The sequence below is a fragment of the Curvibacter sp. Hmag1.1 genome, assembly GCF_059769165.1.
The window spans coordinates 2,413,926-2,435,952 of the sequence record NZ_JBMBGX010000002.1 but is presented as its reverse complement, the minus strand read 5'-3'; the positions used below and the strand labels follow the sequence as shown (position 1 = coordinate 2,435,952).

19 protein-coding genes are annotated in these 22,027 nt (G+C 62.6%); 9 read left to right on the top strand and 10 right to left on the bottom strand.

Translation table 11 applies throughout. The features are described from left to right. The first annotated feature begins 64 nt into the window (after window positions 1–64). From ACOAP0_RS12170 to ACOAP0_RS12140, 7 genes are all read left to right on the top strand, one after another. Window positions 65–301, top strand: coding sequence for a hypothetical protein (locus ACOAP0_RS12170; protein WP_087496165.1), 237 nt, complete (start codon window positions 65–67; stop codon window positions 299–301). A gap of 92 nt (window positions 302–393) precedes the next feature. Continuing rightward, window positions 394–1,590 (top strand): ABC transporter substrate-binding protein, encoded by a 1,197-nt coding sequence (locus tag ACOAP0_RS12165; protein ID WP_498376601.1) that lies wholly within the window; start codon window positions 394–396, stop codon window positions 1,588–1,590. A gap of 16 nt (window positions 1,591–1,606) precedes the next feature. Beyond that, complete coding sequence (locus tag ACOAP0_RS12160; protein WP_498391417.1) at window positions 1,607–2,527, top strand: branched-chain amino acid ABC transporter permease; 921 nt, start codon at window positions 1,607–1,609, stop codon at window positions 2,525–2,527. After that, entirely contained in the window at window positions 2,520–3,491 is a 972-nt protein-coding gene (locus ACOAP0_RS12155) for a branched-chain amino acid ABC transporter permease (protein WP_498376599.1), read from the top strand. Before ACOAP0_RS12160 ends, ACOAP0_RS12155 begins: the two co-directional genes overlap by 8 nt. Then, window positions 3,488–4,264 carry an ABC transporter ATP-binding protein gene (locus tag ACOAP0_RS12150; protein WP_498376598.1) on the top strand — a complete coding sequence of 259 codons (777 nt, stop codon included), beginning with the start codon at window positions 3,488–3,490 and terminating at the stop codon, window positions 4,262–4,264. The genes ACOAP0_RS12155 and ACOAP0_RS12150 overlap by 4 nt, the downstream gene beginning before the upstream one ends. Next, a complete protein-coding gene (locus tag ACOAP0_RS12145; RefSeq protein WP_498376597.1) occupies window positions 4,261–4,977 on the top strand; it encodes an ABC transporter ATP-binding protein in 717 nt (238 codons plus the stop codon). Before ACOAP0_RS12150 ends, ACOAP0_RS12145 begins: the two co-directional genes overlap by 4 nt. Before the next feature lie 23 nt (window positions 4,978–5,000). Further along, entirely contained in the window at window positions 5,001–5,858 is an 858-nt protein-coding gene (locus tag ACOAP0_RS12140) for an alpha/beta hydrolase (RefSeq protein ID WP_498376596.1), read from the top strand. Between the two features lie 75 nt (window positions 5,859–5,933). Here the strand turns inward: ACOAP0_RS12140 and ACOAP0_RS12135 are convergent, their stop codons facing one another. Together ACOAP0_RS12135 and icmF are read right to left on the bottom strand one after the other, a co-directional pair. Next, on the bottom strand, window positions 5,934–9,095 hold the full coding sequence (locus ACOAP0_RS12135; RefSeq protein ID WP_498376595.1) for a bifunctional diguanylate cyclase/phosphodiesterase: 3,162 nt from the start codon (window positions 9,093–9,095) through the stop codon (window positions 5,934–5,936). A gap of 117 nt (window positions 9,096–9,212) precedes the next feature. Further along, window positions 9,213–12,506, bottom strand: a complete 3,294-nt coding sequence (gene icmF / locus ACOAP0_RS12130) for a fused isobutyryl-CoA mutase/GTPase IcmF (RefSeq protein ID WP_498391415.1) — start codon at window positions 12,504–12,506, stop codon at window positions 9,213–9,215. A gap of 177 nt (window positions 12,507–12,683) precedes the next feature. Between icmF and ACOAP0_RS12125 the strand changes: the two genes are divergently transcribed. Continuing rightward, window positions 12,684–13,463, top strand: coding sequence for a type III pantothenate kinase (locus ACOAP0_RS12125; RefSeq protein ID WP_087496156.1), 780 nt, complete (start codon window positions 12,684–12,686; stop codon window positions 13,461–13,463). 15 nt (window positions 13,464–13,478) lie between these two features. Here the strand turns inward: ACOAP0_RS12125 and ACOAP0_RS12120 are convergent, their stop codons facing one another. Both ACOAP0_RS12120 and ACOAP0_RS12115 read right to left on the bottom strand, forming a co-directional pair. Next, window positions 13,479–14,087: a hypothetical protein gene (locus ACOAP0_RS12120; RefSeq protein WP_087496155.1), complete on the bottom strand. Its 609-nt coding sequence runs from the start codon at window positions 14,085–14,087 to the stop codon at window positions 13,479–13,481. Between the two features lie 40 nt (window positions 14,088–14,127). Continuing rightward, the gene (locus ACOAP0_RS12115) at window positions 14,128–15,321 is read right to left on the bottom strand and encodes a M20 aminoacylase family protein (RefSeq protein WP_498376593.1); all 1,194 of its coding nucleotides are present in this window, start codon (window positions 15,319–15,321) and stop codon (window positions 14,128–14,130) included. A 79-nt stretch (window positions 15,322–15,400) separates the two neighbouring features. On the opposite strand from ACOAP0_RS12115, the gene ACOAP0_RS12110 reads away from it, so the two are divergent. Then, window positions 15,401–17,482, top strand: a complete 2,082-nt coding sequence (locus ACOAP0_RS12110) for a molybdopterin-containing oxidoreductase family protein (protein WP_498376592.1) — start codon at window positions 15,401–15,403, stop codon at window positions 17,480–17,482. Here the strand turns inward: ACOAP0_RS12110 and ACOAP0_RS12105 are convergent. The 6 genes from ACOAP0_RS12105 to ligK form a co-directional block, all read right to left on the bottom strand. Continuing rightward, window positions 17,479–17,928, bottom strand: coding sequence for a DUF2721 domain-containing protein (locus ACOAP0_RS12105; RefSeq protein ID WP_498376591.1), 450 nt, complete (start codon window positions 17,926–17,928; stop codon window positions 17,479–17,481). The two genes, ACOAP0_RS12110 and ACOAP0_RS12105, sit on opposite strands and share 4 nt — an antisense overlap. Window positions 17,929–17,997: 69 nt before the next feature. Next, on the bottom strand, window positions 17,998–18,960 hold the full coding sequence (locus tag ACOAP0_RS12100; RefSeq protein WP_498376590.1) for a Gfo/Idh/MocA family oxidoreductase: 963 nt from the start codon (window positions 18,958–18,960) through the stop codon (window positions 17,998–18,000). A gap of 1 nt (window position 18,961) precedes the next feature. Beyond that, window positions 18,962–19,855 carry a class III extradiol dioxygenase subunit beta gene (locus tag ACOAP0_RS12095; protein WP_498376589.1) on the bottom strand — a complete coding sequence of 298 codons (894 nt, stop codon included), beginning with the start codon at window positions 19,853–19,855 and terminating at the stop codon, window positions 18,962–18,964. A 5-nt stretch (window positions 19,856–19,860) separates the two neighbouring features. Further along, entirely contained in the window at window positions 19,861–20,310 is a 450-nt protein-coding gene (gene ligA, locus ACOAP0_RS12090; protein WP_498376588.1) for a protocatechuate 4,5-dioxygenase subunit alpha, read from the bottom strand. Between the two features lies 1 nt (window position 20,311). Continuing rightward, a complete protein-coding gene (locus ACOAP0_RS12085) occupies window positions 20,312–21,250 on the bottom strand; it encodes an amidohydrolase family protein (protein WP_498376587.1) in 939 nt (312 codons plus the stop codon). Between the two features lie 9 nt (window positions 21,251–21,259). Further along, window positions 21,260–21,943 (bottom strand): 4-carboxy-4-hydroxy-2-oxoadipate aldolase/oxaloacetate decarboxylase, encoded by a 684-nt coding sequence (gene ligK, locus ACOAP0_RS12080; RefSeq protein WP_498376586.1) that lies wholly within the window; start codon window positions 21,941–21,943, stop codon window positions 21,260–21,262. Window positions 21,944–22,027 lie beyond the last annotated feature (84 nt).

Genomic DNA, 22,027 nt, shown 5'->3' with positions numbered 1-22,027 from the left:
GTGGCTACAGTTCCTCCAAGCGCCAAAGTATTCAGTTGGCGCAAACTTTCACCGGAGGACTGCCATGAAAACCACTGCTACCGAACTCAACCCCTTCAGCCTGATGATGGAGCCCGAGCTGGTTCTGCAAACCATGGAGCGCTCCCAGCAATTGCGCGGCCTGCGCCGCCACAAGCTGCGCCCCTTGGACAAGCCGCTGATCCCCTACACCAAGGAAGCCTTGGCCGCCCGCGCCGCCTTTGATGCAGCCATTGACGCGGAAGACTTCGAAGCCAACGCCGACAGCTACCTGCTGAACTGAACGGGGCTTGCGCTTTCTGCAACGGTGCAGCGGAAAGCAGGGGTGTTGGGCCGATAATGAAACGGTCCAACCCTCCACAAGGAAAGTTTGCAATGCACCTGCCCCGTTTTGCCCCCTCCCGCCTGGTTTTGTCCGCCGCTTTGGCTGCCGCGACTGCAGGTGCCTGGGCCCAGTCAACCGAACCTGTTCGTGTCGGTTTGCTCAGCACCTTGTCTGGCCCCGGCGCCGGCTTGGGCGTGGATATCCGTGACGGCTTCCAACTCGCTGTGAAATTGAACGGCGGCAAACTCGGTGGCCGCCCTGCCGAGGTCATCGTGGCCGATGACCAGGCCAACCCTGAAGTGGGTCGCCAAACCGCAGACCGGCTAATCAAACGCGACAAGGTCGACTTCATGACCGGCATCGTGTTCTCCAACGTGATGCTGGCTGTAGGCACCCCTACCTTCCAGTCCAAAACTTTCTACATCAGTGCCAACGCAGGCCCCTCGCAGTACGCGGGCGAGCAGTGCAACCCCTACTTCTTCAGTGCCTCGTACCAGAACGACAACATGCACGAGGCGGTGGGCAAAACGGTCACCGACAAAGGCTTCAAGCGCGTGGCGCTGATCGCCCCCAACTACCCCGCGGGCAAAGACGCCCTTACCGGCTTCAAGCGCTTCTACCAGGGCGAGATTGCCTCCGAGACCTACACCGCCCTCAACCAGCTGGACTACGGCGCCGAACTCTCCAGGCTGCGCGCTACCAAGCCGGATGCGGTGTACATCTTTCTGCCCGGCGGCCTGGGCATCAACTTCATCAAGCAATTTGTGGGCGCCGGCCTCTCCAAAGACATCACCCTGTTCGGCCCCGGCTTCTCGGGCGATGAGGACGTGATCAAGGCGGTGGGCGACCCCATGCTGGGCATGTTCAACACCTCCCAGTGGGGCCACGACATGGACAACGCGGCCAACAAAAAGTTTGTGGCCGAGTTTGAAAAAGAATACGGCCGCCTGCCCACCCTGTACGCAGCCCAGGGCTATGACGCCGCCCGCCTGATGGATGCCGGCGTGCGCGACAGCAAGGGCAAGCTGGACGATAAAGCCGCCGTCAAGAAGGCACTGGAAGCCGCCAAGTTCGACTCGGTGCGTGGCGCCTTCAAGTTCAACACCAACCACTTCCCTATCCAGGACTACTACCTTCGCGTCATCACCCGCGACGCCAAGGGTCGCGTCACCAACCGCACCCTGGGCACCGTGTTCAAAAACCACGCCGACGCCTACGCCGCCAACTGCAAGATGCCCGGCCTCTAAGGCCTGACTCACGCGCATGAGCGGAATTCTGCTGCTGGAGCAGGCCCTGAACGGCCTGCAGCTCGGCCTGATGCTGTTTTTGCTGGCAGCCGGGCTGACGCTGGTGTTCGGCATCATGGACATGGTGAACCTGGCCCATGGTTCGCTGTACATGGTGGCCGCCTACCTGATCGCCACAGCCACCCAAGCCAGCGGATCGTTCTGGTGGGGCTTGGCTGCAGGTGTGGCTGGCACCGCCTTTTTCGGGGTGCTGCTGGAGGTGTCCGTCCTGCGCAGGCTCTACCGGCGCGACCACGTCACCCAAGTGCTGGGCACCTTTGCCATTCTGCTCATGTGCAATGAAACCGTGCGCATGATCTGGGGCTCACAACCCCTGTCGCTGAACCCGCCGGCCGCACTCTCGGGCCCGGTGGAGTTGTTGCCCGGCTTCTTCTACCCCGCTTTCCGCTTGCTCATCATCGTGGTCGGCTTGGCCACGGCGCTGCTGCTCTACCTGCTGGTGACCCGCACCCGGCTGGGCATGCAAGTGCGTGCCGGTGCTTCCAACCGCGACATGGCCCTGGCCATGGGCACCAATGTGCAGTGCCTGTTCACTGCGGTGTTCGGGCTGGGCGCCGCTTTATGCGCGCTGGCCGGCGGCATGCTCGGGCCGCTGCTGGCGGTGCAGGTGGGCATGGGCGAGAGCATTCTGATTCTGGCCTTTGTGGTCATCGTGATCGGCGGCATCGGTTCCATCCGCGGTGCACTGGTGGGCGCGCTGCTGGTGGGCATGGTGGACTCCGGCGGGCGCACCCTGCTGCCCATGGTGTTCGAGTCGCTGTTCGGCGCAGCGCTGGCGGCTGATGCGGCACCGGCGGTGGCCTCCATCCTGATTTATGTGTTGATGGCTGCGGTGCTGTTCTTCAAGCCGCGCGGCCTGTTCCCTGCCCATGGTTGATTCGAACAACGCCCGCACATCGCTGCACCACACACTGCACCTGCGGGCTGCACTCCCTGTGTTTTTGGTGCTGCTTGCCCTGCCGCAAATCACGGCTGCTTTGCACGCCGAGTTTTACGTCACGCTGGCCACCCGCATCGCGATTTTTGCCCTTGCGGCCAGCAGCCTGAACCTGATTCTGGGCTTCGGCGGCTTGGTGAGCTTCGGGCATGCGGCCTTTGTGGGTGCGGGCGCCTACACCGTGGGCATCCTGATGCAGCAGGGCACCGTGCCTGCTGCCATTGCCTGGCCCGCTGCCATGCTGGTGAGCGCGGGCCTGGCCTGCCTGATCGGCTTTATCAGCCTGCGCACCCAGGGCGTGTACTTCATCATGATCACGCTGGCCTTCGCGCAAATGCTGTACTACCTGGCCGTCTCCCTTAAAGCCTACGGCGGGGACGACGGCCTGCCCCTGGCCGGGCGCAACACCTGGGCCGGCATTGCCCCTGACGACACGGCGCTCTATTACTTGGCCCTCGGTGCGCTCACCCTGTGCCTGCTGTTCACCCAGCGCCTGCTCAACGCGCGCTTCGGCCAGGTGCTGCAAGGCCTGCGCGAGAACCCGGTACGCATGCAGGCACTGGGTTTTCCGGTGCTGCGCACGCAGCTCACAGCCTTTACCTTGGCAGGCGCGATGGCCGGTCTGGCCGGCACTTTGCTGGCCAACCAGGGCGGTTTTGTCAGCCCGTCCATGATGCAGTGGAGCCAGAGCGGCATGCTGATGGTGATGGTGATTCTGGGTGGCGTGGGCCACTTGTATGGCGGCGTGCTGGGTGCTGCCGCTTTCCTGCTGCTCGAAGAAGTGCTGGGCCACACCACTGAACACTGGCAGCTGGGCTTGGGCGCCATGTTGCTGGCCGTCGTGTTGCTGGCACCGCGCGGCTTGGCCAGCTTGCGCAGCGTGTGGACGCGGAGTCAGGCATGAACACCGGCGCCACCCCTTTGCTGCAGATCGACACGTTGGTAAAGCGATTCGGCGCGCTCACCGCCACCGACCGTGCCAGCCTGCAGGTGCACAAAGGCGAAGTCCATGCCCTGATAGGCCCGAATGGCGCAGGCAAAACCACGCTCATCCACCAGATTTCGGGCGCGCTGCAGCCGGATTCCGGGCGCCTGTTACTCAACGGAGCAGACATCACCCGCCTGCCCATGCACGCCCGCGTAAAGCGCGGCCTGGCCCGCTCGTACCAGATCACCAACGTTTTTTTGCGCCTGAGCGTGCAGGACAACCTGGCCCTCGCCCTGCAGGCAGTGGCGGGCAGCAGCATGCGCTTCTGGCGCCCGGTGCACACCGAGACCCAGCGCATGCAGGCGGCGGCAGATGTGGCTGCGCGCGTAGGTTTGCAGGCCCAGTTGCAACGTACAGCGGGCGCCTTGTCGCATGCCGAGCAACGACAGTTAGAGGTGGGCTTGGCGCTCGCCAGCCGCCCGCAGTTGCTGGTGCTGGACGAACCCTTGGCCGGCATGGGGCCGGACGAATCCCAGCGCATGGTGGCACTGCTGCAATCACTGCGCGCCGAGACCACGCTGCTGCTGGTGGAACACGACATGGACGCGGTGTTCCAACTCGCCGACACCATCTCGGTACTGGTGGCCGGCCGCGTGATTGCCAGTGGCCAGCCGGATGCCATCCGCCAGAGTGCCGACGTGAAGCGCGCCTACCTTGGCGATGAAGCCTTGCCGGAGGCCCGCCCATGAGCACCGAGACTTTGCTCGACATTCAGGGACTGGAGACGGCGTACGGCAACAGCCAGGTGCTGTTCGGGCTGGACATGCAGCTCCAGGCCGGCACCACCTCCACCCTGCTGGGCCGCAACGGCATGGGCAAAACCACCACGGTGCGCAGCATCCTCGGGCTAACACCGCCACGCAGCGGCAGCATCCGTTTCCGGGGCGAGCGCATTGAGGGCTTGAGCCCCGACCGGATTGCCCGCATGGGCGTGGCTTTGGTGCCCGAGGGACGGCAGATTTTCCCCAACCTCACGGTGCAAGAGAACCTGATTGCCTTTGCCGCGCGGCGCAATGCCAGTGCCGAGCCCTGGACGCTGGAGCGGATTTACCACCTCTTCCCGGTGCTGAAGCAACGCGCGCGCAACATGGGCAACCAGCTCTCCGGCGGCGAGCAACAGATGCTGGCCATTGGCCGCGCGCTGATGACCAACCCCCACCTGCTGATCCTGGACGAAGCCACCGAAGGCCTGGCGCCACTCATCCGTGAGGACATCTGGCGCTGCTTGGACACCCTGCGCGCCCAAGGCCAGAGCGTGCTGGTCATCGACAAATATGTGCAGCGCCTGATCGCGCTGGCCGGCCACCACACCATCATGGAGCGCGGCCGCGCGGTCTGGAGTGGCGACTCGACCACCTTGGCCGCACAACCCGAACTCTGGCACCGCTACGTCGGCATTTGAACCATCAAGGACACCCTAGCCCCATGCTTTACCGCGACTTTGACACCCAGGCGCAGATCGACGCGCAATACAACCCCTCCATCGCGCTGCCCGACCCGGCTGCTCCCGGCAAGCACTTTGCGGCGCAGGCCGAAAAGGCCCGCAGCACCCTCAAGCACCATGCCGGCATCGCCTTCGGCCCCACGGTGCATGAGACGCTGGACATCTTTCCGGCGGACGTACCCAACGCTCCAGTCTTTGTGTTCATCCACGGCGGCTACTGGCGCGCCTTCCAGAGCAAAGACTTTCATGGCGTGGCCCTGGGCCTGCACGCCAGCGGTATCACCACCGTGGTGGTGAACTACGCGCTGGCACCCTTTGTGACCATAGACGAAATCACGCGACAGGTGCGCTCGGCCGTGGCCTGGACGCTGCGCAACATCCAACACTACGGTGGCGACCCGACCCGCGTGGGCGTGGGCGGCCACTCCGCCGGCGGCCACCTGGGTGCCATGTGCCTGCAAACTGCGTGGGACACCGACTACGGCCTGCCGCGCGACCCGCTCAAGGCGGGCCTGCTGTTCAGCGGCCTCTATGAGTTGGAACCCCTGCGCTACAGCTACCTGCAACCCATGATCCAGCTGGATGACGGCGTCATCCGCCGCCAGTCCCCCACGCCCAACCTCCGCGCGTGCCCTACGCCCACCTGGGTGATCTGGGGCGGTACCGAATCCGGTGAATTCGCCCGCCAGTCCACCGGATACCGCGATGCGGCAGTGGCATTGGGAAACCCGGTGGAACTAAGCGCCATCGAAGGCGCCGACCACTTCACCGTAATCCACGGGCTGGAAGACGCCCACAGCCCGATTTGCCGCTGGCTGCACCGGAAGCTGACCGCCTGAACCGCCGACTTTGAAGCCAAATCGGCCTCTGGCGCCCATCGAATTTGCGCGAGCAGCTCCTGAAACAATAGCAAGCTAGCCTGCGATCGGCGGCCGGCGACGATCCTCGCGCAGGGCGTGGCTGCGCAGGTAGGCCACCCATTCGGCCAAAGGGATCGGACGGCTGAAGCAATAGCCCTGCAGCTCGTCGCAGCCCAGCGCGGTCAGTGTCTGGGCGGTAGGCAAGTTCTCTACCCCTTCCGCCACCACCTTCAGGCCCAACGTGTGGCCCAGCGCAATCACCGCATGCACGATGGCAGCATCGGCGCTGTCTTCCAGCATACCCAACACAAAGGACTGGTCCACCTTGAGCTTGTCGATGTCGAAACGCTTGAGGTAGGCCAGGCTGGAGTAGCCGGTGCCGAAATCGTCAATCGCCACCTTCACACCCAGCGCCTTGAGTGCGGCCACCTGCTGCTGGGCGGCCACCGGGTTGTCCATCAAGTGGGATTCAGTGAGCTCGAGTTCGAGTTGTGCGGGTGGCATGCGGGTATCGCGCAGCACAGCGCTGAGCTGGTCCACCAGCTCGGGGTCGGCCAGCTGCGCGACAGACAGGTTGACCGACAGCTCCAGCCCCTTGCAGATGCCTTGCTCTTCCATCGACATCCAGTTTCGGCAGGCCTCGCGCAGCACCCAGGCGCCTATGGGTTTGATCAAACCGCTTTCTTCGGCCACGTGGATGAACTCGCCCGGAGGCACTTGCCCCAGCAGCGGGTTTTTCCAGCGCAGCAGGGCCTCGGCACCCTGCACCTTGCGTGTGCGGGCGTTCAGCCGCGGTTGGTAATGCAGGCTGAACTCTTCATTGGCCAGCGCCTGGCGCAGCTGGGTCTCCATGGACTGACGGGCAAGCACGCGCTGGTCGGTCTCGGGTGAGAAAAAGCGGGCCGTATCACGCCCGGCGGATTTGGCCTCATACATCGCCGCGTCGGCGCGGCGCATCAGTTCGTCCTGGTCCGTCGCATCCTCGGGGTAGAGCGCCACGCCCACACTGCAGGACACGGTGAGCACATGACCATCCACCGTGGCGGTCTGGCGGATGGTCGGAATCAGGCGGTCGTTGACCATGGCGGTCAGCTCCGGCAGGTCGGTCACATGGCGCAGGATGATGACGAATTCGTCCCCACCCAAGCGGCTGACCGTATCGTCTGAACGCACCGCGCTGCTGAGGCGGCGCGCCACGGTGCGCAGCAAGCCATCGCCGATGTGGTGGCCCAGGGTGTCGTTGATGAGCTTGAATCGGTCCAGGTCGATGAACAGCACCGCCACCTTCTCGCCGGTGTGGCGTGCACTGGCAATCGCCTCACCCAGACGCTGCTGGCACAAGGCACGGTTGGGCAACTCAGTCAGCACATCGTGCTGGGCCAGGAAGCGGATGCGTTCCTCCTTCGCTTTACGGTCGGTGATGTCGATGGATATCCCGATGTAGTTCACCACCTCGCCGCTGGTCGCACTCTTGTGCACGGAGGAGACCATCAGCCATGCGGGGTAAGTGTCGCCGTTCTGTTTGCAGAAATGCACCTCACCTTGCCAGTCGTTCTGGTCTTCGAGGTCGGCCCACACGGTGTCTTGCGGGGTGTTCATCACAAAGCTCAGGTCCTGCCCGAGCGCCTCGTAAAAGTCGTAACCGGTGCTGCGGCAGAAAGCCTGGTTCACGCTGATGATTTTGCGGGCCTCGTCCATGATGATGATGCTTTCGCTGGACGCCTCAAACACCTTGGCCCACAGCTCCAGCCGCTGCTCCATCACCTTGAGTTTGTTGATGGGCGTGAACGCGGTGAGCACGGCGTCGCGCCCCTGGAAGTTCAGACGCCGGGCAGACAGCACCGCCCAGGAGGGCGTGGTGCCGCCGTGCCAGCGCACCTCGAATTCGTCCACCGCATCAAAGTCCGCCAGACGCTGAAAAAAGCGCCCGCGCACTCCGGGCTCGAGCCCATGGCGCCAGGGGTCGTCGGTGCGGCCGTTGAGCCAGGGGCGGGCAGGCGTATTCACGTGCAGCACTTCGTGGTCCGGCACCGAAGTCACCACCATGGGAATGGGGAAGGCCTCCACCAATTCGCGCTGGGCTTCCGCAGCGCGGGCACTGGCGGCCAGCTCCTGCTGCACCAGCCGGTCGCGGTCCAGTTGCTCCAGCATGCCGTTGAAGGCGGCAAACAGTTGGCCGATTTCATCCCGGCTGTGCCACTCGGCGCGCAGGCTGTAGTCGGCCTTGCGGCGCACATCGTGGGCCACACGGGCCAAGCCTTGCAGGGGTTTGGCAATCTGGCTGGCCACCAGATACACCAGGCTCAAAATGCAGCCCAGCAACAGCAGCGCCGTACCCAGATGTAGCCACATGCGTTTGAAAAGCTGGTCCACACGGGTCTGCAACAGGATGTGGAGCTGCGCAATACCCACGCGCCAGCTCTCTGACAAGTCCTGGAGTGCGGCCCGGTAACTCGCATCCAGACGCGCTGCCTGTTCGCTCGACATGCTTGCACTGTTGACTTCATGCACTGCACGCGCAAATTGGCTGAGTGATTTGCGCAAGGCTTCGCGTGCCGGCCCGAGGGCTGCACGCAGTTCCGGCGAGCCGGCCAGCCAGGTTTGCTCATAGTCAGACTCCAGCCCTTGTTGGACCGCATCCAGCCGGCCCAAGAGGGTGAGCAATTGCGCGTTGGGATTGAAGCCCGGCACCCGCAAGCCCCAATTCGCCATGAAGTTGTGGGTGTCCAGCAGCACCTGCAAGAGCTCGGGCAGGCGCAACAGCGTCAGGGACATGACGTAGTAACTGTCGAGGTCCGGATCCAGAATCAGGTTGGACTGGTTGCCTACGATGGTGAGCAGGTCACGCGCCTGCCCCAGCATGCGGGCATGCTCCGCATCGGTGCGGGACTCGACCAGCAGTTCATGCAAGCGCTGGGACGCAGCTGCCGTATTGAGCTCTGCGTCATAAGCGGCCCGGGCTTTGTCGAACTCCGGCAGGGTTGCCACGCCGGGGCGGTCCGCGGGCAACAAAATCGCGTCCATCACGTTGTGACGCACCGCCTCGGTGTAGCTGGCACCCACGATTTCTTTGCGGGCGAAGTCAATCGCAAGGTATTTTTCGTGGATCAGGATGCCGGACACATAAATGACCGCAGTCAAATCCAGCAGATAAATGAGCGTGAGTTTGCGCCCGACACTCAGGCGCCCCAACCACAAGGGAATTTTTGACAGCATGTGTAAGGCCCGATCTTCAGAGCCACCCGCCCACGCGGGCTCCAACGGCTTACCAACACGCTAGCAATAAACGCACCAGACGCGCCCCAATAGGGTGCGCGCCTTAGAAACCGCGCACTACATATTCCGCCGGTACTGCCCGCCCACCTCGAAAAGCGCACTCGTGATCTGGCCTAGCGAGCACACCCGCACCGCGTCCATCAAAACCTCAAACACGTTCTGATTGTCAATAACGGCTTGCTGCAACTTCTTGAGCATGGTGGGGGACTCTGCAGCGTGCAAGGTGTGGAAGTCGGCCAGACGTTTGAGCTGGTTTTGCTTTTCGTCGTCGGTACTGCGGGCCAACTCCAGCTTGTCCAGCACCGCGTCCCCATGCGGGTTGCGGAAGGTGTTCACACCGATGATGGGCAGCTCGCCGGTGTGCTTGAGCATTTCGTAGTGCATAGACTCGTCCTGGATCTTGCCGCGCTGGTAGCCGGTTTCCATGGCACCCAATACGCCGCCACGTTCGGCAATGCGCTCAAATTCGGCTAACACGGCTTCTTCCACGAGCTCGGTCAGCTCTTCGATGATGAAGGCGCCCTGGTTGGGATTCTCGTTCTTGGCCAGGCCCCACTCGCGGTTGATGATGAGCTGGATGGCCATGGCACGGCGCACCGAGTCTTCGGTGGGCGTGGTGATGGCTTCGTCAAACGCGTTGGTGTGCAGGCTGTTGCAGTTGTCGTAAATCGCAATCAAGGCCTGCAGCGTGGTGCGGATGTCGTTGAACTGTATTTCCTGCGCGTGCAGGCTGCGGCCGCTGGTTTGGATGTGGTACTTGAGCTTCTGGCTGCGTTCATTCGCGCCGTATTTTTCTTTCATGGCCACCGCCCAGATGCGGCGCGCCACGCGGCCCATCACCGTGTACTCGGGGTCCATGCCATTGCTGAAGAAGAAGCTCAGGTTGGGCGCGAAGTCGTCAATGTGCATGCCGCGCGCCAGATACGCCTCCACAAAGGTGAAGCCGTTGGACAAGGTGAACGCCAACTGGCTGATGGGGTTGGCCCCCGCCTCGGCAATGTGGTAACCGCTGATGGACACGCTGTAAAAGTTGCGCACGTCGTGGTGCACAAAGTACTCTGCAATGTCGCCCATCACCTTGAGCGAGAACTCGGTGCTGAAGATGCAGGTGTTCTGGCCCTGGTCTTCTTTCAAAATGTCGGCTTGCACGGTGCCGCGCACATTGGCCAGCACCCATTCCTTGATTTTGGCGACCTCGGTGTCCGTAGGCTCGCGGCCGTTGTCGGCCTTGAATTTATCGATGTTCTGATCGATAGCCGTGTTCATGAACATGGCCAGAATCGATGGCGCAGGACCGTTGATGGTCATGGACACACTGGTGCTCGGGTTGCACAAATCGAACCCGCCGTAGAGCACCTTCATGTCGTCTATCGTGGCGATGCTCACGCCACTGTTACCCACCTTGCCATAAATGTCCGGGCGGGGGTCAGGATCGTTGCCGTAAAGCGTGACCGAGTCGAAAGCGGTTGAGAGGCGCTTGGCCGCCATGCCGCTGCTGAGAAGCTTGAAGCGCGTGTTGGTGCGGAAGGCGTCACCCTCACCGGCGAACATGCGGGTCGGGTCCTCACCCTCGCGTTTGAAGGCAAAGGTACCTGCGGTGTAAGGGTAGCTGCCGGGCACGTTGTCCAGCATGAGCCACTTGAGAATTTCGCCATGGTCCTCGTACTGCGGCAAGGCCACTTTGCGGATGGTGGTGCCGCTGAGGGACTTTGTGGTGAGTGCGGTGCGGATTTCCTTGTCGCGGATCTTCACCACGTACTCGTCACCGGCGTAGGCCTTCTGCATCTCGGGCCACTGGGTCAGCAGCTTGCGCTCTGCGGCACCCATGCGCTCTTCGCGTTCAGCGGCCAGTTGGGTGACCGCGGTGACCGCATTCACCTTGTCGGGATTGGCTTCGCGCAACATGCGGCCGGACTCACGCAGTTGCTGGATTTCGCGCGCCAGGCGGGCCTGCTCTTTGGCGCGTTTTTTATAGCCGCGCACGGTGTCGCTGATCTCGGCGAGGTAGCGGGTGCGCGCTGCGGGCACCACCGGCGTCTGGTTAGAGCTGTGGCGTACGTTCACGCGCGGCAAGCTACCTTCCTGCAGTGGCACGCCCAGTGACTTGAGACGCGGCAACAAGGCTTGATACAGGGCGGTGACGCCATCGTCATTGAAGCGCGCGGCCATGGTGCCGAACACCGGCATCTGCTCGGTGGGCGTGTTCCAGGCTTCCTTATTGCGCTGAACCTGCTTGGCCACGTCGCGCAGCGCATCGCTGGCACCTTTGCGGTCGAATTTGTTGATGGCCACGAACTCTGCGAAATCGAGCATATCGATTTTCTCGAGCTGGCTGGCAGCGCCGAACTCAGGCGTCATCACGTACAGCGGCACATCCACATGCGGGACGATGGCCGCATCCCCTTGGCCGATGCCCGAGGTTTCCACCACCACCAAATCGAAGCCCGCCACCTTGCACGCGGCGATCACATCCGGCAAGGCCGCGCTGATTTCGGAACCGAAGTCACGGGTCGCGAGCGAGCGCATGAAGACGCGGCTTCCCTGCTGCCAAGGCGAAATGGCATTCATGCGGATGCGGTCACCCAGCAGAGCGCCCCCGCTCTTGCGGCGGCTCGGGTCGATGGAGATGACGGCGACGCGCAAGGCGTCATTCTGGTCCAGCCGCAAGCGGCGGATCAGCTCGTCCGTCAGGCTGGACTTGCCCGCACCACCAGTACCGGTGATGCCGATAGTTGCTATCTTTTTAATAGCTGCTTGCGCACGTATTTCCTGCGCCAGAGCCGGATTCAGCTTGGAAGCCTCAATAGCGGTCAGCAACTGGGCCAGTGCGCGCCAACTGGCCTCGGTGTGGCCCTGGATGGCGGACAAGTCGGTAGGTGCCAGTGCCGTGATGTCCTTGTCGCAGCGCATCACCATCTCGCCGATCATGCCTTGCAGCCCCATGCGCTGACCGTCTTCGGGGCTGTAGATGCGGGTCACGCCATAGGCATGCAACTCGCGAATCTCGGGCGGCACAATCACGCCGCCGCCGCCGCCAAACACCTGGATGTGCGCGCCGCCACGGCTTTTCAGCAGGTCCACCATGTACTTGAAGTACTCCACATGCCCGCCCTGGTAGGAGCTGATGGCAATGCCTTGCACGTCTTCCTGCAGAGCGGCGGTCACGACCTCGTCCACACTGCGGTTGTGGCCCAGGTGGATGACTTCGGCGCCCATGCCCTGCAGGATGCGGCGCATGATGTTGATGGCGGCGTCGTGGCCGTCAAACAGGCTGGCCGCGGTGACAAAGCGCACCTTGTGGGTGGGGCGGTAGTTGGCCAGGGCTTTGAAGTCGGCAGACAGATCGGTCATAGGGCACCAGTGGACGGTTAGTTGACGTTTACGTAAACGTCAACTGTAAACCAAGCAGCCTGACAGCGGCTTACAGCCCGCATGGGGGTAAGTACCTAGAGCTCGCTTGCAAATCCGGACGGGCGGCGCGCCGAATCCGGTAGAGTGCGAGCCATAGAGACACAGCTCCCCGGCACCATGACCTTTCTCGCGTTGGACATCGGCAATACCCGCCTCAAATGGGCGCACTATGCGTCCCCCCGCCCCGGCGCTGCGTTGCTGGCACAAGGCGCGGAGTTTCTGGAAAACATCGACAAGCTGGCAGACGGCGCATGGCGTGACATGCCGGCTCCCGCCCAGGTTTTGGGTTGCGTGGTCGCCGGTGACGCCGTCAAGCGGCGTGTGCAAGAGCAAATGGACCAGTGGGACGTGGTGCCGCAATGGGTAGTCGCCAGTGAAGGCGAAGCCGGCTTGCGCAACGGCTATGACCACCCTACCCGCCTGGGGGCAGACCGATGGGTGGCCATGATCGGGGCCTACCACCACATGTTGAGCCAAGGCACGCCCCGCCCCATGGTGGTGGTCATGGTGGGCACCGCCGTAACAGTAGAGGCCATTGCCACCGACGGCAAGTTTCTGGGCGGGCTGATTCTGCCGGGGCACGGCATCATGTTGCGCGCCCTCGAATCCGGCACGGCCGGTCTGCACGTGCCTACCGGCGAAGTGCGTGAATTCCCCACCAACACCAGCGATGCACTCACCAGCGGCGGCACCTTTGCCATCGCCGGTGCCGTAGAGCGCATGGTGCAACATGTGAGCGCCCACTGCGGTGCTGAGCCCGCCTGCATCATGACCGGTGGAGCAGGCTGGAAAATGGCACCCAGCATGACCCGCCCTTTCGAGCTGGTGGACAACCTGATTTTTGATGGCCTGCTGCAAATGGCCAAGGTCCGCTTTCCGGTGGCCCAAGCGGCCTGAAGGGCCCCGCAGGCGCTATAGATCCAACAGCTGGGAAAAGTCGGTATTACTGGTTCCGGGCGTCTCGCCGGACACCACGGCAGCGGAGTCGAAGGCGTGGTCCAGCACCCGCACTCCGTCACCCGGCGCACTCTGGGCAGATAGCACCGCACGGTCTACCAAGCGCATCAATTGCGCCCGGGCCGCCTCCTGGGACAAACCATTCAAATCCACGGTCGCCGTCAGGGTCAGGCGCACGGTAGCCAGCTCTGGCACGCGCTGCTCCGGCCGTCCGACAGCACCTGTATCTTGCAGAACCGCGCCATCCTGGCCGATAAACAGAATGCGTGCACGGCCCTTGGGCGACAGCACATGGGACTGCGCATCCGGGTTCACAACCAGCATGGTGCCGTTGGCAAAGTCGCGGGCCCATGCGGTTTTGCCGCCGTCAAAGCCGCGGATGACAAAGCCATAGTCGCGGGGAGATGCGAAAAAACGGCCACTGGCATCGAGGGCCGGGTCGTCAATCTCGAGTTCATCATGCACAAAGGTGTAGCGGTATTCGCCCGGCCGCGACTGCCGGCGCACGGCTGCCTGCAATCCGCCGGACCGTTCACGCGGGTTGATTTCGCTCCACTGTGTCATGGCTACCCCCTGTTACATCTTGCAAATCATGATAGCGATTTCAGATGTCAGACGCGAGCCATTCTTCTGTCAAACGCACCCAAAAGGTGGCGCCCAAGGGCAGCAACTCGTCATTGAAGTCATAGCTCGGGTTGTGCAAAGTGCAAGGGCCGGCGCCATGGCCCAGGGTACGGTGGTCACCATCTCCGTTACCGATAAAGGCGTAGCAGCCGGGTTTGGCTTGCAGCATGAACGAGAAGTCTTCGGCGCCCATGGTGGGCTCCTGGGTGAACACCTTGTCGGCGCCCACAATACTTTCCATCACCTTCGCAGCAAACGCCGCCTCCTTGGGCGCGTTGATGGTGGGCGGGTAGTTGCGCACAAACTCAAATTCCACGCGGGTGTTGAATGCGGCACACAGGCTCTCGCTCATCTCGCGCATGCGGCGCTCAATCAGGTCCAGCACTTCGATGGAGAACGTACGCACCGTGCCCTGCAACTCGCAGCGGTCAGGAATCACATTGGTGGCTTCGCCGGCGTTGATCATGGTGACCGAGATCACACCCGCATCGATCGGTTTCACATTGCGGCTGATGATGGTCTGAAAGCCCTGCACCAGCTGGCAAGCTACCACCACCGGGTCGATAGCGTTGTGCGGGATAGCCGCATGGCCGCCCTTGCCGCGGATGGTGATCTTGAATTCGTTGCTGGACGCCATCACCGGGCCTGCGCTGGCGGCGAACGTGCCCGCGGCCATGCCCGGCCAGTTGTGCATGCCGAACACGGCCTCCACTGGAAACTGCTCAAACAAGCCGTCCTTGATCATTTCGCGGGCACCACCACCGCCTTCTTCGGCGGGCTGGAAAACCAGGTACACGGTACCGTCAAAATTGCGGTGTTTGGCAAAGTGCTGGGCCGCAGCCAGCAGCATGGCGGTGTGGCCATCGTGCCCGCAGGCGTGCATCTTGCCGGCATGTTTGCTAGCGTGGGCAAAGGTGTTGAACTCTTGCATGGGCAGGGCGTCCATGTCGGCGCGCAAGGCCAGTGCGCGGCTGGAGGTACCGGCTTTCACAATGCCCACCACGCCGGTAGTGCCCATCCCGCGGTGGATGGGGATACCCCACTCCGTCAGCTTGGCAGCCACCACATCCGCCGTACGAACTTCCTGGAAACACAGCTCCGGGTGGGCATGGATATCTTTGCGCAGGGCCGCAATTTCGGGGGTGTTGGCAACTATTGGCTCTATCAGTTTCATGGCAAGTGTCCTCCGCAGGAAGAGAAATCTCCCTCCCCTGTCATCACAAGAGCATACGCAATTCGGTAAAGTCCGCACCATGCACTCAGACACTCCCGCGACCTCTCCATCCCCCGCAGGCACCGCCCACATCCTGGGCGCCTGCCCTCACGACTGCCCCGATACCTGCTCCATGCTGGTCACCGTGCAGGATGGCGTGGCCATCAAGGTCCAGGGCAATCCGGAACACCCCGCCACCAATGGCGCGCTGTGCACCAAGGTATCGCGCTACACCGAGCGCACCTACCACCCCGAACGGCTGCTGCACCCGCTCAAACGTGTGGGCCCCAAGGGTTCAGGACAATTTGAGCGCGTGAGCTGGGACCAGGCACTGAGCGACATTGCGGAGAAGCTCCAGAGCATTGCAAAGCGTGACCCGCAGGCCATCCAACCCTACAGCTATGCCGGCACCATGGGGCGTGTGCAGGGCGAAGGCATGGCGGCACGCTTCTTCAACAGATTAGGCGCCGCCCGGCTGGACCGCACCATTTGCGCCTCAGCGGGTGCTGAAGCACTGACCTTCACCCTGGGCAACAAGGTCGGCACCAAGGTGGAGTTTTTTGCGGAGGCCAAGCTCATCCTGATCTGGGGCAGTAACTCGATTGCCAGCAATGTGCACTTCTGGCGCCATGTGCAAACCGCCAAACGCAATGGCGCACGCATCATCTGCATAGACCCGCGCCGCTCCGAGACGGCCGAGAAATGCCACCAACACATCGCCCTGCTGCCCGGCACCGATGCCGCCCTCGCGCTGGGCCTGATGCATGAGCTGATCACCCACGACTGGCTGGACCACGACTACATCGCCCGCCATACCCTGGGCTGGGAAGGCCTGCGCGACCGCGCCCTGCAATGGACGCCCGAGCGCACCGCAGAGGTCTGTGGCATTTCTGCTGACGAAGTGCGCGGTCTGGCCCGCGAATACGGCCAGACCGCGCGCGCTGGCTTGCCCGTGGCCATTCGCATGAACTACGGACTGCAGCGGGTGCGTGGCGGCGGCAACGCGGTGCGCGCGATTTCCTGCCTGCCCGCTTTGGTGGGCGCCTGGCGGCACCGCGCAGGCGGCGTGTTGCTGTCCAGCTCGGGCTATGTACCCACCCAGACCATGGCGCTCGAACGGCCGGAGCTGCTAGCCGGCCGAACGCCCCGCACCATCAACATGAGCACCATTGGCGACGACCTGCTGCGCCCGGCCAGTCCCGAGTTCGGCCCGGCCATTGAAGCCCTCATCGTCTACAACAGCAACCCCGTTGCGGTGGCCCCGGAGTCCGCCAAGGTGGTGCAAGGCTTTGCGCGCGAAGACCTGTTTACCGTAGTGCTGGAGCACTTCCAGACCGATACGGCCGACTACGCCGACTACGTGTTGCCCGCCACCACCCAACTCGAGCACTGGGACGTGCACAGCAGCTACGGCCACACCGACATCCTGCTCAACCGCCCCTCTATTGCCCCGCTGGGCGAGGCGCGCACCAACACCCAGTTCTTCCGCGACCTGGCGCAGCGTATGGGCTTCACCGAAGACGTGTTTGCGGAGTCCGATGAGAGCTTGTGCCGCACTGCTTTTGGCGACAAGGTGGACTTCGCGCTGTTGCTTAGCCAGGGCTATGCGCCGCTGCCCGTGCCGGACACACCGTTTGCCGATGGTGGCTTTCCGACGCCCAGTGGGAAGTGTGAGTTTTACAGCGACCGCCTGGCCGCGCGCGGTGAAGACGGCTTGCCCGACCACGTGCCCAACTACGAACCTGCGGGCGCCGATGCGGCTTACCCGCTGGCGATGATCTCGCCGCCCGCGCGCAACTTTCTCAACTCCACCTTTGTGAATGTGAAGAGCCTACGCGACATCGAAGGCGAACCCTTGCTAGAGCTGCATGAAGCCGATGCTGCGCCACGCGGTATTGCGGATGGGGATGAGGTCACGGTGTTCAACGCCCGCGGCACCCATCGTTGTGTGGCCCGCGTGTCCGCCCGTGCGCGACCTGGAGTGGTCAATGGCTTGGGCATCTGGTGGCGCAAACTGGGTCGCGATGGCACCAATGTGAATGAGCTGACCAGCCAACGCCTGACCGACATGGGCCGGGCGCCCACGTTTTACGACTGCGCTGTGGAAGTGAAGAAAAGTTAGCGCTTTTTGCGCCCGAAATTGAGCAGCCGGGTGGCGATGAAGGTCTCCACCATGAAGCAAATGAGCGCGCTCAGAAAGCACACCACCCCGCCCAGAAAACTGAAGATCGAAATGCGCAGGCCGGGGAAGTCAATCGTCTCGCCGAGGAACAGCACCACGATGGTGAGGCCGATCAAAAACGCGCACGAGGTCAGCAGCGCAATGCTGGTGTTGGCCAACAAACCGCGGGTTCGCAATTCGGCAAGTTCGGCGTAACCATCCGCATCCTCAGAAGGATGCGTGCCTTGTTTGATGCGGGTCTCCACATTGCGTGCGCGATCAATGATGCGCGCCAGGCGCTGCGCCACGGCACCGATCATGCCGGACACCGCCGTGAGCAGAAATACCGGTGCCACCGCCAGCTGGATGCCGTGCGAGACCGTATCGGGTTCCATTGGAAAAACCATAGCGATTACCTCGTCAGAAACAACAACGCGGCCCCGCGGCCGCGCTGTTGCCGGATTGTAGGCCTGACCTTAGCCTTGCTGCGCCAGTTGCTGCTCCAACTGGTGCAACACGCGGTAGCAGTCCAGCACGCGCCCCACGCTGGAGTTGGGTTCACGGCCTTCCTTGATGGCGGCAAAGAACTCGCGGTCTTGCAGCTCGATGCCGTTCATGCTGACGGCCACGTTGCTCACGTCGATTTTCTCTTCCTTGCCGGTGAACAGGTCGTCGTAACGGGCGATATAAGTCGCTGTGTCGCCGATGTAGCGGAAGTAGGTGCCCAAGGGGCCGTCGTTGTTGAAGCTCAGGCTCAGGGTACAGATCGCGCCATTGGCAGCGCGCAGCTGGATGCTCATGTCCATGGCGATGCCCAGCACCGGGTGGATGGGGCCCTGGATGGCGTTGGCCTGCACGATGGGGCTATTGGCCTGGTAGGCAAACAAGTCCACGGTATGCGCAGCGTGGTGCCACAGCAGGTGGTCGGTCCAGCTGCGGGCTTGGCCCAGCGCGTTGGTGTTGGTGCGGCGGAAGAAGTAGGTCTGCACGTCCATCTGCTGGATGTTGAACTTGCCGGCCGTGATCTGCTGGTTCACATACTGGTGGCTCGGGTTGAAGCGGCGGGTATGCCCGCACATGGCAACCAGACCGGTCTTCTTCTGCTCGGCCACGACGGCGTCCGCGCCGGCCCAGCTATCAGCCAAGGGGATTTCCACTTGCACGTGCTTACCGGCTTTCAAACAAGCCAGTGTTTGCTCGGCGTGCATCTGGGTCGGGGTGCACAAAATCACGGCGTCCAGTTCAGGGATTGCCAGGCTTTCAGACAGTTCGGTGGTCACATGGCCCACGCCGTACTTGGCAGCGATCTCTTTGGTTTTATCCAGTTCACGGCCAATGAGGGAGATGACTTCCACGCCCTCGATGTTTTGGATGCCGTCCAGGTGTTTGACACCGAATGCGCCAGCGCCTGCCAGCGCCACTTTGATGGTTTTGGTCATATCAGTTGTTTTCCAGAATGAGGTGTCCCACCGCCGTGTTGCTGGCGGGCACATGATAAAAACGGTGCTTGACGCTCACGGAATGTGCGCGGGCTGCTTCTAAATCTGTAGCATCGTAGGGCACATCCGACATGGCGCCGCGGGCGATCAGCCACATCACCAGCTCAATGCCTTCGCTACCGGCTTCGCGCACATAGTCGATGTGCGGCGTGGCGGCGCAGGCGGCCGGGTCAGCAATCATCTGGTCCAGCCAGGCGTTATCCCACTCGCGGTTGATCAGGCCGGCACGCGCGCCTTGCAGCTGGTGGCTCATGCCACCGGTGCCCCAGATGTGCACATTCAGATCTTCGTCGTAGCTTTCCACCGCCTTGCGGATCGCCTTGCCCAAGTTGAAGCAGCGCTGGCCGCTGGGCACGGGGTACTGCACCACGTTGACTGCAAACGGAATCACCGGGCAGGGCCAGCTGTCATTCACCGGGTCTTTTTCGCCGCACATCAGGCTCAGGGGGACGGTCAGGCCGTGGTCCACATCCATTTTGTTGACGATGGTGAGGTCAAAGTCCTGCTGGATCACCGAGTGAGCAATGTGCGAGGCCAGGTCAGGGTGGCCTTGCACCTTGGGCACCGGGCGGGGGCCGAAGCCCTCGTCGGCCGGTGTGTACTCCGCGGCCGTGCCAATAGCGAAGGTGGGAATCATGTCCAGGCTGAAGGCGGTCGCGTGGTCATTGAAGACCAGGAAGATCACGTCAGGCTTGTTGTCCTTCATCCACTGCTTGGAATACTCATAGCCGGCAAACAGCGGCTTCCAGTAGTCCTCCTGGGTCTTGCCTAGATCCATGGCGGCGCCGATGGCCGGCACGTGGGAGGTGAATACAGAGGCGGTAATTTTGGCCATGGGGCTCAGTCTTTCTTGCCAGCAACGGTGGATTGTTGGCCTTGGGGTTGGCGGTGGGCCTGGGCGTCGCCGTCCTCACCGATGTAGCGGTTTCCTTCGGCCGAGCGGCCGCCGGCCAGCATCATGGCGCGGTACTCTTCTTCGGTCATGCCGGTCATGCTGCCGGCCATCTGCTGGAAGCTGCGGCCATGGGTGGCGCCGATCTTGGCCAGGAAGTAGATATTGCCGCCCAGCTGCATGGCGCGGTTCAGGTCCATGTCGATCACGGCCTGACGTTGGTCCTCGCTCATGGGCCATTCGTTCAGGTAGGCGCGTTGGTCCGCCTTGAAGCGCGCGCGGTTGTCGGCCTTCATCAGGCTCATGCAGAACTGGTTGAGCCAGTAGCCTTTGCGGCTCTGTTCGGCATCAAAAATGATGGTGCCGGGGATGTCCTGGTAAGGTTTGTCGAGTGCCATATCAGTCTTTCAGGGTTTCAGGCCAATAGAGGCGGTTGGGGTTGTCCACCAGCAGCTTGCGTTGCAGTTCGGCGGTAGTGGCGATGTGGGGAATGAAGTCCACCAGCAGGCCGTCATCGGGCATGTGGTCCTTCAGGTTGGGGTGCGGCCAGTCGGTGCCCCAGAGCACACGGTCGGGGAACTGCTCCACGATACGCTTGGCAAACGGGATCACATCGCGGTAAGCGTGTTGCTCGCCGTTCAAAGCCTTGGGGCCACTGACGCTCAAACGCTCAGGGCAACTCACCTTGCTCCACACATTGCTGTGCTCGCGCATAAACTTTTCAAACAAGGCGAATTGCGGTCCGTCTACCGGCAGCGACACATCGGGCCGGCCCATGTGGTCCACCACCACCGTAGTGGGCAGTGCGGTGAAAAAATCCCACAACTCGGGCAGGTCCACCGCCTCAAAGTAGATCACCACGTGCCAGCCCCACTTCGCAATGCGGCCGGCAATTTCCATCAGCTCGTCCTTGGGCGTGAAGTCCACCAGGCGCTTGACGAAGTTGAAGCGTACGCCGCGCACACCGGCATCATGCATGGCCTGGATCTCTTCATCAGTAACGCTGCGCTTGACGGTGGCCACTCCGCGCGCTTTGCCATTGCTGGCGATGAGTGCATCCACCATGGCACGGTTGTCAGCGCCGTGACAGGTCGCTTGCACGATGACGTTCTTCTCAAAGCCCAAGTGGTCGCGCAAGGCGAACAGCTGGTGCTTGGAGGCATCACACGGCGTGTACTTGCGCTCGGGCGCATAGGGAAATTCGGCACCGGGGCCGAACACATGGCAGTGCGCGTCGACAGCGCCTGCAGGCAACTTGAAGGTAGGCGTAGATGGACCGGTGTACCAGTCCATCCACCCAGCAGTTTTGGTGAAGTCACCCGAAGTAGGTTTGGTCATAGTGGGCTTTCAGTCGATGTACTTCAAACCCAGCGCAGCCAAGGGCTCGCGCATCTTGTACATGTCCAGCCCCAGCACGCCGGCGGCCAGCTTCTCGCGCTTTTCGCCTTCGAAGCTTTCACGCTTCTGGGCAGCGGCCAGCGTGGCAACGGCTTTGGCTGCGGGCACGCACACCACGCCATCGTCGTCCGCCACGATCACATCACCGGGGGTCACCAGCATGCCGGCGCAGACGATAGGAATGTTTACCGAGCCCAAGGTGGCCTTGATGGTGCCCTTGCTGCTGATGGCCTTGCTCCACACGGGAAAGCCCATGCGCTGCAGCTCTTTCACGTCGCGCACACCGCCATCGATGATGAGGGCGCGGGCGCCGCGGGCTTGGAAGCTGGTTGCCAGCAGGTCACCGAAGAAACCGTCGGTGCACTCCGCAGTCACCGTGGCCACCACGATATCGCCGGGCTGGATCTGCTCGGCGGCCACATGCATCATCCAGTTGTCGCCGGGTTGCAGCAGCACGGTCACTGCGGTGCCTGACACCTGCACGCCGCTCTGGATGGGGCGCATGTAGGGCTTGAGCAAGCCCACGCGGCCCATGGCTTCGTGCACTGTGGCAGAGCCCAAGGCGGCCAAGCCGTCTGCGGCTGTGCGGTCTGCGCGGGTGATGTTGCGGTAGCAAACGCCTAGTTCATACATATTCAAGACTCCTTAATATTTCTGGCTGCATTTCTCACTGGACCTGCTTTTCGCTGGACCCGCCGCAGAGCAGGGGCAAGTACC